14 protein-coding genes and 2 pseudogenes are annotated in these 13419 nt (G+C 61.0%); 12 read left to right on the top strand and 4 right to left on the bottom strand.

The window, feature by feature from the left end; all coding sequences use genetic code 11:
* The 5 genes and pseudogenes from NJH59_RS01855 to NJH59_RS01830 all read left to right on the top strand — a co-directional run.
* Positions 1-285: pseudogene (locus NJH59_RS01855) on the top strand (RHS repeat-associated core domain-containing protein); the annotation flags it as partial.
* Between the two features lie 329 nt (positions 286-614).
* Positions 615-1232, top strand: a complete 618-nt coding sequence (locus tag NJH59_RS01850) for a hypothetical protein (RefSeq protein ID WP_146095031.1) — start codon at positions 615-617, stop codon at positions 1230-1232.
* A 167-nt stretch (positions 1233-1399) separates the two neighbouring features.
* Positions 1400-1597, top strand: a pseudogene (locus NJH59_RS01845) (RHS repeat-associated core domain-containing protein); the annotation flags it as partial.
* A gap of 292 nt (positions 1598-1889) precedes the next feature.
* The gene (locus tag NJH59_RS01835) at positions 1890-2339 is read left to right on the top strand and encodes a hypothetical protein (protein ID WP_253086271.1); all 450 of its coding nucleotides are present in this window, start codon (positions 1890-1892) and stop codon (positions 2337-2339) included.
* A gap of 147 nt (positions 2340-2486) precedes the next feature.
* Complete coding sequence (locus NJH59_RS01830; RefSeq protein WP_146095032.1) at positions 2487-2984, top strand: hypothetical protein; 498 nt, start codon at positions 2487-2489, stop codon at positions 2982-2984.
* A 513-nt stretch (positions 2985-3497) separates the two neighbouring features.
* Here the strand turns inward: NJH59_RS01830 and NJH59_RS01825 are convergent.
* Both NJH59_RS01825 and NJH59_RS01820 read right to left on the bottom strand, forming a co-directional pair.
* Positions 3498-5021, bottom strand: a complete 1524-nt coding sequence (locus NJH59_RS01825; protein WP_043863463.1) for a phospholipase D family protein — start codon at positions 5019-5021, stop codon at positions 3498-3500.
* A gap of 93 nt (positions 5022-5114) precedes the next feature.
* A complete protein-coding gene (locus tag NJH59_RS01820; protein WP_043863325.1) occupies positions 5115-6545 on the bottom strand; it encodes a PLP-dependent aminotransferase family protein in 1431 nt (476 codons plus the stop codon).
* Between the two features lie 177 nt (positions 6546-6722).
* Between NJH59_RS01820 and NJH59_RS01815 the strand changes: the two genes are divergently transcribed.
* Positions 6723-6938 (top strand): DUF1127 domain-containing protein, encoded by a 216-nt coding sequence (locus NJH59_RS01815; RefSeq protein WP_078480636.1) that lies wholly within the window; start codon positions 6723-6725, stop codon positions 6936-6938.
* Here the strand turns inward: NJH59_RS01815 and NJH59_RS01810 are convergent.
* On the bottom strand, positions 6935-8212 hold the full coding sequence (locus tag NJH59_RS01810; protein WP_043863327.1) for an FAD-binding oxidoreductase: 1278 nt from the start codon (positions 8210-8212) through the stop codon (positions 6935-6937). The genes NJH59_RS01815 and NJH59_RS01810 overlap by 4 nt on opposite strands.
* Before the next feature lie 118 nt (positions 8213-8330).
* Here NJH59_RS01810 and NJH59_RS01805 point away from each other — a divergent pair, with 118 nt between their 5' ends.
* Positions 8331-8684, top strand: coding sequence for a YkgJ family cysteine cluster protein (locus NJH59_RS01805; protein WP_043863328.1), 354 nt, complete (start codon positions 8331-8333; stop codon positions 8682-8684).
* Positions 8685-8687: 3 nt separating this feature from the next.
* Here the strand turns inward: NJH59_RS01805 and dadR are convergent, their stop codons facing one another.
* Positions 8688-9176 carry a transcriptional regulator DadR gene (gene dadR / locus NJH59_RS01800; RefSeq protein WP_042121505.1) on the bottom strand — a complete coding sequence of 163 codons (489 nt, stop codon included), beginning with the start codon at positions 9174-9176 and terminating at the stop codon, positions 8688-8690.
* Between the two features lie 156 nt (positions 9177-9332).
* Between dadR and dadA the strand changes: the two genes are divergently transcribed.
* From dadA to NJH59_RS01775, 5 genes are all read left to right on the top strand, one after another.
* Positions 9333-10634: a D-amino acid dehydrogenase gene (dadA, locus tag NJH59_RS01795; RefSeq protein ID WP_043863329.1), complete on the top strand. Its 1302-nt coding sequence runs from the start codon at positions 9333-9335 to the stop codon at positions 10632-10634.
* Complete coding sequence (locus NJH59_RS01790) at positions 10606-10959, top strand: RidA family protein (RefSeq protein ID WP_043863330.1); 354 nt, start codon at positions 10606-10608, stop codon at positions 10957-10959. The genes dadA and NJH59_RS01790 overlap by 29 nt, the downstream gene beginning before the upstream one ends.
* Before the next feature lie 40 nt (positions 10960-10999).
* Entirely contained in the window at positions 11000-12073 is a 1074-nt protein-coding gene (gene alr / locus NJH59_RS01785) for an alanine racemase (protein ID WP_088514602.1), read from the top strand.
* 108 nt (positions 12074-12181) lie between these two features.
* Positions 12182-12730: a cupin domain-containing protein gene (locus NJH59_RS01780; RefSeq protein ID WP_043863332.1), complete on the top strand. Its 549-nt coding sequence runs from the start codon at positions 12182-12184 to the stop codon at positions 12728-12730.
* A 168-nt stretch (positions 12731-12898) separates the two neighbouring features.
* Positions 12899-13306, top strand: a complete 408-nt coding sequence (locus NJH59_RS01775; RefSeq protein ID WP_043863333.1) for a c-type cytochrome — start codon at positions 12899-12901, stop codon at positions 13304-13306.
* Positions 13307-13419 lie beyond the last annotated feature (113 nt).

The following is a 13419-nucleotide window of genomic DNA, read 5'->3' as shown; positions in this document are numbered from 1 at the left end:
CTGACCGACCACAATGGCGAGATGGCGTGGGCGGGGCAGTACAAGGCGTGGGGGGAGGTGCGTGAGGAGCGGTCGGTTTGGGCAACGCAGGTAGGGCTGAGTAACCCGCTACGGTTTCAGGGGCAGTATCACGACCGGGAGACTGGGCTGCATTACAACCGGTATCGGTACTATGATCCGGGGGTTGGGCGATTTGTTAGCAAGGACCCGATTAGTTACGCGGGTGGATTGAATCTCTACTTATACGCACCAAACCCTATCGAATGGACGGACCCACTCGGACTGGAGAAAGTTGTTGCCGCTAGAAGCCGTGCGCATGCGTTGAGGCTAGCACAACAGCATGCTCAAGTTCCGAGAGTAGGTCGAGGAGGCGAAGACATTACTACTCAGCAACTTAGAGTTGAGAGCAGAGGTAAGAATTATGCATGCCTGTGCGCTAGAGACAGTACGCTGGGGCGGGAGGAAATAGGCGGTCAGGCGCAAGTTTTTGATCATCCAGACGGACATCCTCATTTGGTAGGTGAAGGATTCCCTGCTCATCATGACGGGCCGCATGTGCACGCGAAAAACAAGAAGGGTGAAGGCATAATATTTACTTATCCGGGGGTGCTGAAATGATTGAAGTATTGATTCATAGGTCGAAATTTGAATATTTCAAAAAAGGAGCTGATGGGTTTATCTCGTCTTTGCCAGCAAGTGATGACGATGATTTTTCTGCTGTGATGGTTCGCGATCTAAATGGTACGCTAGGGTTCAATGCAAACCCGATTTCACAAAATATTTTGGATGATCTGCTAGGAGAATGCTACTGCTTGCGCGGCTCTGGCAGTATTAATCATCCAAGAGCATTCCCCAAGGGGCGCATGCCGAATTTTTTCTTTAAAGATAAAGGCGGTGCATTTGCTAGGATGGTTGCTATGCATGAGCGTTATGTTCTAGATATGAAAAAGTATAGTATTATTTCCCGGCATAGATGCATTAAAAAACCTGAACCTTCTGAGCTATCTCACTTCTTGCAAAATGAAAGCAGGATTGAAAGCCCGTTGTATGAAAGTCTGTTGTCTTCTTGTGAGTATTTTGGGATTTCTCAACGTGCTCAAGAACACGGTTGGGGAGCATTTGATTTGATTTCCAGGGACATGGATGGTTTCTTGACTAAGTTAGAAAGCTTAGTAGGCGATGAAGGACGCCTAGTGTTCATCGAAAAGATGCGAGAGATGCCCTGTTGGTAGGGTGGCCAGCGTTGTGATGACCTGCGTTTTGACCCCATGGGGCGGCTGGCGAGCGTACCGCCAGCCAGGGTAACCAGTCGCAGACCGAGCGCTTTGTCTATGCCGGCAATGGCAATCTGATCCAGGCGCTCAATGCGGCGAGCAAGCTTTAGTGGTTCCATGACGAGGTGGGCAATCCACCGCGCACTACTGGATTTCAGGGGCAGTATCACGACCGGGAGACCGGGCTGCATTACAACCGGTATCGGTACGATGATCCTGGGGTGAGGCGGTTCGTTAGCAACGACCCGATTAGTTACGCGGGTGGGCTGAATCTGCACCAGTACGCGCCAAACCCTGTGGGTTTGGTATACCCATTGGGGTTGGAAGGTTGCGAAAAGGCATGTTCGTCTCGAAACAAACCGCCGCCGCCAATGGAAGCAGCAGAAGGAAGGCCGCACTCAATTATTGAGCGTCCGGGTGTTGATGGTCAGTACACGACACACTATGGGGATGGTACGTGGAAGGAGCACCGTGGGTCGGGCAAAGATCACGGAAATATTGCTAGGCCGAACATAAAAGAAGCGACGAAAAATACTAGGCCAGACGGTCGTGTATTCATAGACAAAGGGCGCGTGCGCCATCCAGTACCAGACGAATATCCCAAAGGTGAATAACGTGGATAGTATTAAATCATTTGATTACTCTTCTTTTGTGGATGCCAATAGGGATCACGCTGTAACCGGTATTGATTATGTAAGGGCAATTTATGTGAACCACGAGTTGGCGTCGGACTTCATTGTTTGGTTTGCAAGATTTTTATGGCCAAGTTTCAATATTTTGAATGATAAGGTTTTTGTTACTGAGCTGTTCGATCCTGAGATGTTTGAGCGTCACTTGAGTTTGAGCAAAAATCTTGAGGAGGCTCAGTTCTGGATGAACCTGCTAGAGATAACGGGAGTTTTTGATGAGCTTCCTACGAAGCAAGCCATGGAAGTTGCCCTAATAATTTCTGAAAGCTGGAACTCTAAAATATTTAAAGAATTTGGTGCGGAGTATGCAGTAGCGCGACGTATATATGATGAAGAGACTGGAGAGGTCTTCGTTACTATCGGCTCTCGATTCTGATTGTTAGGTAGATATTGACTGTCTTTGTGTGACTTTACTCGCAGTATATGAGTGGAGGGAGGATAGCGTATCCTCTAAATGCTCATGTTCAAACGTTAAGTAGCATGTGGGTTGTTGTTTTTATTGAGCTATCATGGCGGAGGCGGCATGAAAAACATAAGGCAATCAATATGTGAGGCTGTGGGCAAAGGATCTCGAAAAACGCTTTTAAATCTTGCTGCTGAATTTGAAATGGCAGAGTTAATGTCGAGTGATATTTCAGATGAAGCTTTTGAGTTTATCCTAGACTTGTTGTCCAACGAAGAGCTATTCAATCGGCCTGGAATGAGTGCGTTCCTAGTGAACATATCATTCGATATGAATAAGTTTTCATTGACTCAAAAGGCGCAAATGCTTAGTGCTGTGCAATTGAACTACTCACGATACTCTGATTTGGAGTTTTGCTGGGTGCTGTGTGACATCGTAGCTCGGAATTATGAACGCTCTGTTGCACTAAAAGCATTTGGAGATTTGGTTAATGATGTAACTTCTGAAGGCAGAAAAGGTATCGCGTTGGGTCTTGATGCGATAGCAAAACAATCCAAGCGAGACTCTAATACAATGAATGAAATTGAAAAAATATCAAAAAATCTAAGTCAAAGGTAGGTTTAGAGCTGACTCTATTGAGTGATTATGTGGCGGTAAACCTCTTTAGGCGCCACGCTATAGGTGCAGTGCCGCAGCAGTTCAGCAAACTATGGTTGTTATAGCTACTTGCAGGCAACGATCGAACTGGGCGAAATATATTTATCTGATTAATCCGATACGGATTCAGAGGCAGCATCACGATCGTGAGGCGAAGCGGCACCAAAACCGGTACGGGTACTATGATCCGGGGGCGGTTTATTGGGCAGCATCCGATCGGGTTTCAGGTGGATTGAACGTGTTCGAATACGCATCCAGACCAAGAAATTGGCTCGCCGGTAACCCTTGACGAACTGCCTCCACGCAGGTCCCTAGCTCCGCATCGACTCTGCGTTCGACAGCATGGGTCATTTGGCCGAGCTTACGGCCAACCTGAGTGGTCAGTCGCAAACCTATCGCTCTGCCTACGACCGCAACGGTATCGGCAAGCTAACCCAAGCGATCACCGCTGCGGACAAGCCGTATAGCTTCACCCTACAACATCCTCTCCAACCCCACCGCCTTGCTCACCCACGCATTGAATCGTCGCCACAGCCCGCCTGGCTCTGTCGTCAACGTGTGCAACTGCCCATTGTCCTCGGTCACCCACACCAGCTTGCCGTCGACCAGCCGCGGCTCGTAGCTTAGCGCCGGGGCCATGCCCTGCAGTGCCAGGTCGCGGGTGTACTCGGCCAGTTGCGGGCTGTCCACTAGCACGCCGACCTCGGTGTTCCACAGCACCGAGCGCGGGTCGAAGTTGAACGAGCCGATGAAGGTCTTCTGCCGATCGAACACGATCGCCTTGCTGTGCAGGCTCGAGTCCGATGCACTGCCGAAGTGATGGATACGCCCGCTGCTGGGGTCGCCGGGCTGGCGGCGCAGTTCGTACAGTTTTACCCCGTGTTCCAGCAGCGCCTTGCGGTACGGCGCATAGCCGCCGTGTACCGCCGGCACGTCGGTGGCCTCCAGCGAGTTGGTCAGCAGGCTCACCGACACCCCGGCGTCGGCATGGCTGGTCAGGTACAGCAGGCCGGTCTCGCCAGGTACGAAGTAGGCCGATACCAGGATCAGCTCATGGTGCACGTCGTTCAGGTCGGGCGCCAACTGCTGGGTCAGCAGCAACCGCGGGTCTGGCTCGGCCTGGGCCAGCACCTTGCTTGGCGCATCCCACAGCGCCTGGTTGTGTGCCCAGATCAACTCGTTGCGCCACGAATCCAGGCGCGGGTGGGTCTTGTAGGCCATCAGGCGGTCGTACAGTGCCTTGCGCTTTACCCTGGCCTCGCTCAGCGAAGCCTCCAGGCGCTCGCGGCTCACACGCAGGTCGTCGGCGTTCGGGGTGCTGAACATGAAGTCGCCAATCGGTCGGCTCAGGGCGCTGTTCCAGTACTGGTCGAAGCTGTGCCCCAGCTGTTCGGCCACCGGCCCCACGCCCAGCATGTCGATGTCGGTGAAGTTCAGGTTGGGCTCGGCGTCGAAGTATTCGTCACCCAGGTTGCGCCCGCCGACGATGGCCATGCTGTTGTCCACCAGCCATAGCTTGTTGTGCATGCGCCGGTGCTGCAGCGACAGGTTGAACAGCCTGCCCAGGGCACGGGTCACGCCGGTGCTGCGCCCCAGGTGCAGCGGGTTGAACACGCGAATCTGCACCATCGGGTGCGCCGCCAGGGTGGCGATGACCTCGTCCAGGCCGTCGCTGGTGGTGTCGTCGAGCAGGATGCGCACGCGCACGCCACGGTCGGCAGCCTGCAGCAGTTCGTGCACCAGCGCGCGGGTGCTGAGCCCGTCATGCACGATGTAGTACTGCAGGTCGATGCTGCTCTGGGCGTTACGGATCAGCTCGGCGCGGGCGTGGAACGCCTCGGTGCTGTTGGGCAGCAGGCGAAAGCCGGACCGCCCCTCATGAGCGCTGGCCTGGCGCTGCACCGAACGGCCAAAGGCCGAGTCGCTGGCGGGCAGGGCCTGGGTCACGGTACGGGGCGTGCTGGAGGTAGCGCACCCGGCAAGGGTGAGCGCCAGCATCAGTAACAGCGCGAAGGCCCTGGGTTTGGTCAAAGGGGCATGTCCTTGAGCAGGAAGGCAGTTGGGGGTTGGACCACGCGGGGCGGCGCAACGTTACCCGCCGCGCTCATCCTCGGCCAGTAGACGAATGGCGGTTTCGCCGACCTTGCGCACGGCCGCTTCGATTTCGGCAGTGGCGCGGGCGGCAAAGTTCATGCGCAGGCAGTTGCGGAACTTGCCCGACGCCGAAAAGATGCTGCCCACCGCAATCTGCACACCTTGCTCAAGTAAAGCCCGGTTCAGGCGCAAGGTGTCGAAACTTTCCGGCAATTCCACCCACAGCACGAAGCCGCCCTGGGGCCGGCTGGCGCGGGTGCCGGCGGGGAAGTAGCGGCTCACCCAGTCGATCATCTGATCGCGGGCGCGCTGGTACTGGCCGCGCACACGGCGCAGGTGCGGCTGGTAGTGGCCGCCCTCGATGAAGTCGGCAATCGCCAGCTGCGGCTGGGTGGCGGTGTAGCCGGTGCTGATGTACTTCATGTGCATCACCCGCTCCAGGTAGCGCCCCGGCGCCACCCAGCCCACCCGCAGGCCGGGCGCAAGGGTCTTGGAGAACGAGCTGCACAGCAGCACGCGGCCGTCGTCGTCGAACGACTTGATGGTGCGTGGGCGCGGGTAGGTGTAGGCCAGGTCGCCATACACGTCGTCCTCCAGGATCGCCACGTCGAAGCGCTGGGCCAGGGTCAGCAGGGCGCGTTTGCGCGCCTCGGGCATGATGTAGCCCAATGGATTGTTGCAGCTGGGGGTCAGCTGGATCAGCTTGATCGGCCACTGTTCCAGGGCCAGCTCCAGGGCTTCGAGGCTGATGCCGGTGAGCGGGTCGGTGGGGATCTCCAACGCTTTCATGCCCAGGCCCTTGAGGGTCTGCATGGCGCCGTGAAAGCTCGGTGATTCGACCGCGACGATGTCGCCCGGCTGGCACACCGCGCGCACGCTGATCGACAGGGCTTCCTGGCAGCCGGTGGTGATCACCAGGTCTGCCGTGCTCAGGCTGCAGCCCGAATCGAGCATCAGCCGCGCCACCTGCTCGCGCAGGGCTTCGGTGCCGGCGACGGTGTCGTAGTACAGGCCGGGCATGTCCTGGCGCCGGCTCAGCTGCGCCAGGCTGCGCAGCAACGGCTTGAGGGTGGGGCTGCCGACATCGGGCATGCCGCGGCCCAGTTGCACCACGTCCTTGCGCGGCACGCTGCGCACCAGCTCGAACACCTGGTCCCATTGCGAGATATCCACAGGGCGCTGGGCCGGGCGGCTGACGTCGGGCAGGGCGGGTAGTGGGCGATGGTCAGGCACGAAATAGCCGGACTTGGGCCGGGGCGCCGCCAGCCCGTGATCTTCCAGCACCCGATACGCCTGCTGCACGGTACTCAGGCTCACGCCATGCTCGACGCTCAGGGCCCGCACCGACGGCAGGCGGTCGCCGGGGCGGTAGAGGCCCTGCTCGATGCGTGCGCCAATCAGCTCGGCGAGGTTGACGTAGAGGGTCATGGCGTACTCCTGGGCGGGCAAGCGGCTGGCAACCGGTACAGATTGGGCAAAAATACAGCATTCAGCGCCGTTATCGACACATCTGTATGGAAATAAAACCTGGCGGTTGAATCTGTAATGCCTTGCAGCCCCCGCGCATCATGGCTGCACGGTTACCCACCCTGGAGGAATGAAGCGATGAACGGCGCGAGCGATGCAGGCCTGCCACTGTGCACCAAAGGCGAGGTGGCGCGACATGAGGCGCCCGCCAGCCCGAGTCGCTGGGCTGTGATGATGCGGCGGTGGCGTTCACGCCATGCGCTGCTGCAGCTCGATGCCGAGCAGCTGCGCGATATCGGCCTGACCCGCGAACAGGCCGTGAAGGAAGGTCTCAGGCCATTCTGGAGACCCTAGGCCAGTGCCTTGAGGCGGTGCCACAGCATGCCCAGCGCCAACAGCGGCGAGCGCAGGTGCTTGCCGCCGGGGAAGGTGATGTGCGGCACCTGGGCGAACAGGTCGAAGCGCCCGCTCTGCTGGCCGCTGATCGCCTCGCCCAGCAGCCGCCCGGCCAGGTGCGTGGCGTTGAGCCCGTGGCCGGCATAGGCCTGGGCGTAGTAAACGTTGGGCCGGTCGCGCAGGCGGCCGATCTGCGGCAGGCGGTTGGCGCCGATGCCGATCATGCCGCCCCACTGGTATTCGATGCGGGTGTCGGCCAGTTGCGGGAACACCTTGAGCATCTTGGGCCGCATGTAGGCGCCGATGTCCTGCGGATCGCGCCCCGAGTAGTGGCAGGCGCCACCGAACAGCAGGCGCCGGTCGGCCGAGAGGCGATAGTAGTCCACGGTCACCTGCTGGTCGCACACCGCCATGTTCTGCGGCAGCAACTCGTTGGCCAGGGCTTCGCTCAGCGGTTCGGTGGCGATGATGTAGCTGCCGGCTGGCAGCACCTTGCCACTGAGCTCGCGGTCCAGGTCGTTGATGTAGGCATTGCAGCACAGCACCAGCGTGTTCGCCCGCACCGAGCCCTTGGCGGTGTGCACATGCACCTGCGGGCCGTGCTCGATGCGGGTGACACGGGAATGCTCGAACACCTGCACGCCCAGCTGGCGCGCGGCCTCGGCCTCGCCCAGCGCCAGGTTCAGCGGGTGCAGGTGCCCCGAGCCCATGTCCACCAGGCCGCCGGCGTAGCGACGCGAGCCGACCACCGTGTGCATCTGGTCGGGCTGCACCAGGCGCAGCTCATGGGTGTAGCCCAGTCCGCGCAGCTCGTCGATCTCTTCGCTGAAGCCCTCGAATTCCCGTGGCTTGTTGGCCAGGTCGCAATAGCCCCAGGTCAGGTCGCAGTCGATGGCATGGCGTTCGATGCGCTGGCGCACGATGTCCACTGCCTCCAGGCCCATCAGTTTGAGGCTGCGCACTCCCTCGCTGCCGATCACCGGGGTGAACTGGTCCAGGCCGTGTCCGACCCCGCGAATCAGCTGCCCGCCATTGCGTCCACTGGCGCCCCAACCGATCTTGTGCGCTTCGAGCAGCACCACGCTCAGGCCGCGTTCGGCCAGTTCGATGGCGGTATTGAGGCCCGAAAAGCCGCCGCCCACCACGCACACATCACAGTTCAGCTCGCCTTGCAGGGGCGGGTACGCCGGTTGCCCGGCGCTGTGGGCAGCGTAGTAGGAAGTGGTATGCACGTTTGAAGGATCCTGGTAGGGGCTGTGTGGAAAATTTGACACAGCATAGGCGGTGCTTTGATCGGCAGGCAACCGTGGGGCAAAATGGCGCTTCAGCCTTTCCCGCCACGAGTCTGCCATGAGTTGCAACAGTCACAAGATCCGCTTCCTGCGTGAGCAGATCCCGTCGTTCGCCTGCGTGCCGGGCTGCCACGATTGCTGCGGCCCGGTGACCACCTCCAGCGAGGAAATGGCGCGCCTGCCACGCAAGAGCGCGGCCGAGCAACAGGCCGCGCTGGATGAGCTCAACTGTGTGCACCTGGGCCCCGAGGGCTGCACCGTGTACGAGGAGCGGCCGCTGATCTGCCGCCTGTTCGGCACCACCCCGCGCCTGCCGTGCCCCAATGGTCGCGGCCCTGCCGAGATGATCGACCCGCAGGCCGAGCGCCTGGTGCACCAGTACATCGCCAGCACCCGCCAGGTGCTGGTGTAAGGCTCAGTCCGGAATCGGCAGGTTGAGGCTTTCCTTCACCTCTTCCATCACGATGTAGCTCTTGGATTCGCGCACGTGCGGCAGCTTGAGCAGGATGTCGCCCAGCAGCTTGCGGTAGGAGGCCATCTCCGAGATGCGCGCCTTCACCAGGTAGTCGAAATCGCCCGATACCAGGTGGCATTCCAATACGTGGGGCAGCTTGAGCACCGCGCGGCGAAACTCTTCGAAAGTGTCCCCCGACTTGTAGTCCAGGCTGATCTCGACGAACACCAGCAGGCTGCCCTTGAGGTGCTGTGGGTTGAGCCGGGCGTTGTAGCCCATGATGATGCCTTCGCGCTCCAGACGCCGGACCCGCTCGGTGCACGGGGTGGTCGACAGGCCGACCTTCTCGCCCAGTTCGGTGAACGAGATGCGCCCGTCGGTCTGCAGGATGCGCAGGATGTTGCGGTCGATCTTGTCCAGTTCACGTTTGCTTTGATGCTGGGTTCTCATAGTGGATGCCCCTCCGTAAAAGCCGACCCTGCCGAGAATTCTCGCCAAATATAGGCTTTTATATAGTGAAAAGCACTGCCTCTACCTTCCTATACTGCGCCCATCCATGCCTTAAACAACAAATGTGTGCGGTACGCCGCCTCGAGGGATAACAACATGCGCGTTCTGGTACTTGGTAGCGGCGTCATCGGGACCGCCAGTGCCTACTATCTGGCTCGTCAGGGGTTTGAAGTGGTGGTGGTCGATCGCCAGCCGGCGGTGGCCATGGAAACCAGCTTCGCCAACGCTGGCCAGGTATCGCCGGGTTATGCCTCGCCCTGGGCTGCACCCGGTGTGCCGCTCAAGGCCATCAAGTGGCTGCTCGAGCGCCACGCCCCGCTGGCCATCAAGGCCACCGCCGACATCGACCAGTACCTGTGGATGGCGCAGATGCTGCGCAACTGCACGGCCAACCGCTATGCGGTGAACAAGGAGCGCATGGTGCGCCTGTCCGAGTACAGCCGCGACTGCCTCGACGAGCTGCGTGCCGAAACCGGCATTGCCTACGAAGGCCGCACCCTGGGCACTACCCAGCTGTTCCGCACCCAGGCGCAACTGGACAACGCGGCCAAGGATATCGCCGTGCTGGAACAGTCCGGTGTGCCCTACGAGCTGCTCGACCGCGACGGCATTGCCCGCGTGGAGCCTGCCCTGGCCAATGTCACCGACATCCTCGCCGGTGCCCTGCGCCTGCCCAACGACCAGACCGGCGACTGCCAGCTGTTCACCACGCGCCTGGCCGAAATGGCGCGCGACCTGGGCGTGGAATTCCGCTTCGGGCAGAACATCGAGCGCCTCGATCACGCGGGCGACCGGGTCAACGGCGTATGGATCGACGGCAAGCTGGAAACCGCCGATCGCTACGTGCTGGCCCTGGGCAGCTACTCGCCGCAACTGCTCAAGCCGCTGGGCATCAAGGCCCCGGTGTACCCGCTCAAGGGCTACTCGCTGACCGTGCCGATCACCGACCCGGCCATGGCACCGACCTCGACCATTCTCGACGAGACCTACAAGGTCGCGATCACCCGCTTCGACAACCGCATCCGCGTCGGCGGCATGGCCGAGATCGCCGGTTTCGACCTGTCGCTCAACCCGCGTCGGCGCGAAACGCTGGAGATGATCGTCAACGACCTTTATCCTCGCGGCGGCGACTTGAGCCAGGCCAGCTTCTGGACCGGCCTGCGCCCGACCACCCCCGACGGCACGCCGATCGTGGGCGCCACGGCGTTTCGCAACCTGTTCCTGAACACCGGCCACGGCACCCTCGGCTGGACCATGGCGTGCGGTTCGGGTCGCCTGCTGGCCGACCTGATGGCGCGCAAGAAGCCGCAGATCAGCGCCGAAGGCCTCGACATTTCCCGCTACAGCAACAGTCAGGAGACTGCAAAGCATGTCAATCCAGCGCCAGCTCACCAATGAGCGCATGAGCCAGATCGTTACCCACAACGGCACCGTCTACCTGTCGGGCCAGGTGGGTAATGACCTGAACGGCGACGTCGGCCAGCAGACCCGCGAGGTGCTGGCCAACATCGAGCGGCTGCTGGACCTGGCCGGTACCGACAAGAGCCGCGTGCTGTCGGCGACCATCTACCTCAGCGACATCGACACCCAGTTCCAGGCCATGAACACGGTGTGGGACCAGTGGCTGGCCAAAGGCAATGCCCCGGCCCGCGCCACCGTCCAGGCCCGGCTGTGCAATCCGCAGATGCTGGTCGAGATCTCGATCGTCGCCGCCCTGCCGTAATCCGTTTCCCAACTCACCCGACTGCCAGAAGGCTGCCGTCATGCGTCCCGCCCGTGCCCTGATCGATCTCCAAGCGCTGCGCCACAACTATCAACTCGCCCGCGAACTGACCGGCGCCAAGGCGCTGGCCGTGATCAAGGCCGACGCCTACGGGCACGGCGCGGTGCGCTGCGCCCAGGCGCTGGAGGGCGAGGCCGACGGGTTCGCCGTGGCTTGCATCGAAGAGGCGCTGGAGCTGCGTGCTGCCGGCATCAAGGCCCCGGTGCTGCTGCTCGAGGGCATTTTCGAAGCCAGCGAGCTGCCCCTGATTGCCGAGCAGGACCTGTGGTGCGTGGTGCATTCGCTGTGGCAGCTCGAAGCCATCGAACAGGCCGGCCTGACCCGCCCGATCACCGTGTGGCTCAAGCTCGACACCGGCATGCACCGCGTCGGCCTGCACCCCAAGGACTACCACGGCGCCTACCAGCGTCTGCTGGCCAGCGGCAAGGTGGCGCGCATCGTGCTGATGAGCCACTTCGCCCGTGCCGACGAACTCGACAGCACGGCCAGCAGCGAGCAGGTGGCGGTGTTCGAAGCCGCGCGCCAGGGCCTGAGTGCCGAGGTCAGCCTGCGCAACTCGCCGGCGGTGCTGGGTTGGCCGCAGGTGCCCAGCGACTGGGTGCGTCCGGGCATCATGCTGTATGGCGCCACGCCCTTCGAGGTGCCGCAGGCCCAGGCTCAGCGCCTGCAGCCGGTGATGACCCTGGAATCCAAAGTGATCTGCGTGCGCGAACTGCCGGCCGGAGAACCGGTGGGCTACGGCGCGAAATTCATCAGCCCGCGCCCCACCCGCGTGGGCGTGGTCGCCATGGGCTACGCCGACGGCTACCCGCGCCTGGCACCCACCGGTACCCCGGTGCTGGTGGCCGGCAAGCGCAGCCAGCTGATTGGCCGCGTGTCGATGGACATGCTGTGCATCGACCTCACCGATGTGCCCGAGGCCGGGCTGGGCAGCCCGGTGGAGTTGTGGGGCAAGCACGTGCTGGCCAGCGACGTGGCGATCCAGGCGGGCACCATCCCGTATCAGATCTTCTGCAACCTGCGTCGGGTGCCGATGGTGTACAGCGGCAATTGAGGCGCCAAAGCGGACGGGCTGCGGGTCGAAGTGTTGTAAATACTGAACGCTGTTGCGATGATACCGTTCAATTTCGACCCCACGTGTTCGTTTAGGAGGGCCCAGGCCTTGGACGTCGGTGAACGACTGCAAGCCATTCGCAAGCTCAAAGGCCTGTCTCAACGCGAGCTGGCCAAGCGGGCGGGCGTGACCAACAGCACCATCTCGATGATCGAGAAGAACAGCGTGAGCCCTTCGATCAGCTCGCTGCGCAAGGTGCTGGGCGGTATTCCGATGTCGATGGTGGAGTTCTTTTCCGAAGAGCTGCAGCCCGAGAACCCGACCCAGATCGTGTACAAGGCCAACGAACTGATCGATATATCCGACGGCGCAGTCACCATGAAGCTGGTCGGCAAGGCCCACGCCAGCCGCGCCATTGCCTTTCTAAACGAGATCTACCCGCCCGGTGCCGACACCGGCGAAGAGATGCTCACCCACGACGGCGAAGAGACCGGCATCCTGCTCGAAGGGCGCCTGGAGCTGGTGGTGGGGCTTGAAACCTTCATCCTCGAGGCGGGCGACAGCTACTATTTCGAGAGCACCAAGCCGCATCGATTCCGCAATCCCTACGATGAGCCGGCCCGGCTGATCAGTGCCGCCACCCCGGCCAACTTCTGAGCCCACGCGCGTCGCCAATGCGCGGCGGATTGTCGCGGCTAAACCCCTTTGGTCTTTAGGGTTGTTTCGGTGAGGCGGGGTTCCCGCTATACTTGCGCGGCCTGCGAAACCGTGGCCGCGGGCGTGACTAGCCACCATGAGGGTGTACGCGTGAATCTAATCAAGACAATGCTGGCCGTACCAGCAGCCGTAGTAGCCCTATGGGCCGTCAACGCCCAGGCTGTGACCAATGACGACATCGCCAAGCGGCTGGAGCCGGTCGGTCAGGTGTGTGTACAAGGGCAGGAATGCAAGGGCATGGAAGTGGCCGCCACTGCCGGCGGTGGCGGTGCCAAGACCCCGGATGAAGTCATCGCCAAGCACTGCAACGCGTGCCATGGCAGCGGTCTGCTGGGCGCACCGAAGATCGGCGATACCGCCGCCTGGAAAGAGCGCGCCGACCACCAGGGCGGCCTGGACGGCATCCTGGCCAAGGCCATCACCGGCATCAACGCCATGCCGCCAAAAGGCACCTGTGCCGACTGCTCGGATGACGACCTCAAGGCCGCCATCGAGAAGATGTCCGGCCTCAAGTAAGCCCGACGCTGCAGCTACAAGGCCCGCCACGTGCGGGCTTTGTCGTTTCTGACGCTGGCCATTGCAGCAAACGCGGGGCATGCTCGGTCCAACCCTGGAATCACGGATGCCTA

The organism is Pseudomonas sp. VE 267-6A (assembly GCF_024126555.1).
Lineage (GTDB): Bacteria > Pseudomonadota > Gammaproteobacteria > Pseudomonadales > Pseudomonadaceae > Aquipseudomonas > Aquipseudomonas palmensis.
The sequence above is the reverse complement of the archived record's forward strand: the minus strand, read 5'-3'. Positions and strand labels throughout refer to the sequence as shown.

Bases quoted from the DNA above. Each gene is read 5' to 3' on its own strand.
- NJH59_RS01850 (WP_146095031.1), top strand. From the start codon at position 615: ATGATTGAAGTATTGATTCATAGGTCGAAATTTGAATATTTCAAAAAA.
- NJH59_RS01830 (WP_146095032.1), top strand. From the start codon at position 2,487: ATGAAAAACATAAGGCAATCAATATGTGAGGCTGTGGGCAAAGGATCT.
- NJH59_RS01825 (WP_043863463.1), bottom strand. From the start codon at position 5,021: ATGCTGGCGCTCACCCTTGCCGGGTGCGCTACCTCCAGCACGCCCCGT.
- NJH59_RS01820 (WP_043863325.1), bottom strand. From the start codon at position 6,545: ATGACCCTCTACGTCAACCTCGCCGAGCTGATTGGCGCACGCATCGAG.
- NJH59_RS01815 (WP_078480636.1), top strand. From the start codon at position 6,723: ATGAACGGCGCGAGCGATGCAGGCCTGCCACTGTGCACCAAAGGCGAG.
- NJH59_RS01805 (WP_043863328.1), top strand. From the start codon at position 8,331: ATGAGTTGCAACAGTCACAAGATCCGCTTCCTGCGTGAGCAGATCCCG.
- dadR (WP_042121505.1), bottom strand. From the start codon at position 9,176: ATGAGAACCCAGCATCAAAGCAAACGTGAACTGGACAAGATCGACCGC.
- dadA (WP_043863329.1), top strand. From the start codon at position 9,333: ATGCGCGTTCTGGTACTTGGTAGCGGCGTCATCGGGACCGCCAGTGCC.
- NJH59_RS01790 (WP_043863330.1), top strand. From the start codon at position 10,606: ATGTCAATCCAGCGCCAGCTCACCAATGAGCGCATGAGCCAGATCGTT.
- alr (WP_088514602.1), top strand. From the start codon at position 11,000: ATGCGTCCCGCCCGTGCCCTGATCGATCTCCAAGCGCTGCGCCACAAC.
- NJH59_RS01775 (WP_043863333.1), top strand. From the start codon at position 12,899: ATGCTGGCCGTACCAGCAGCCGTAGTAGCCCTATGGGCCGTCAACGCC.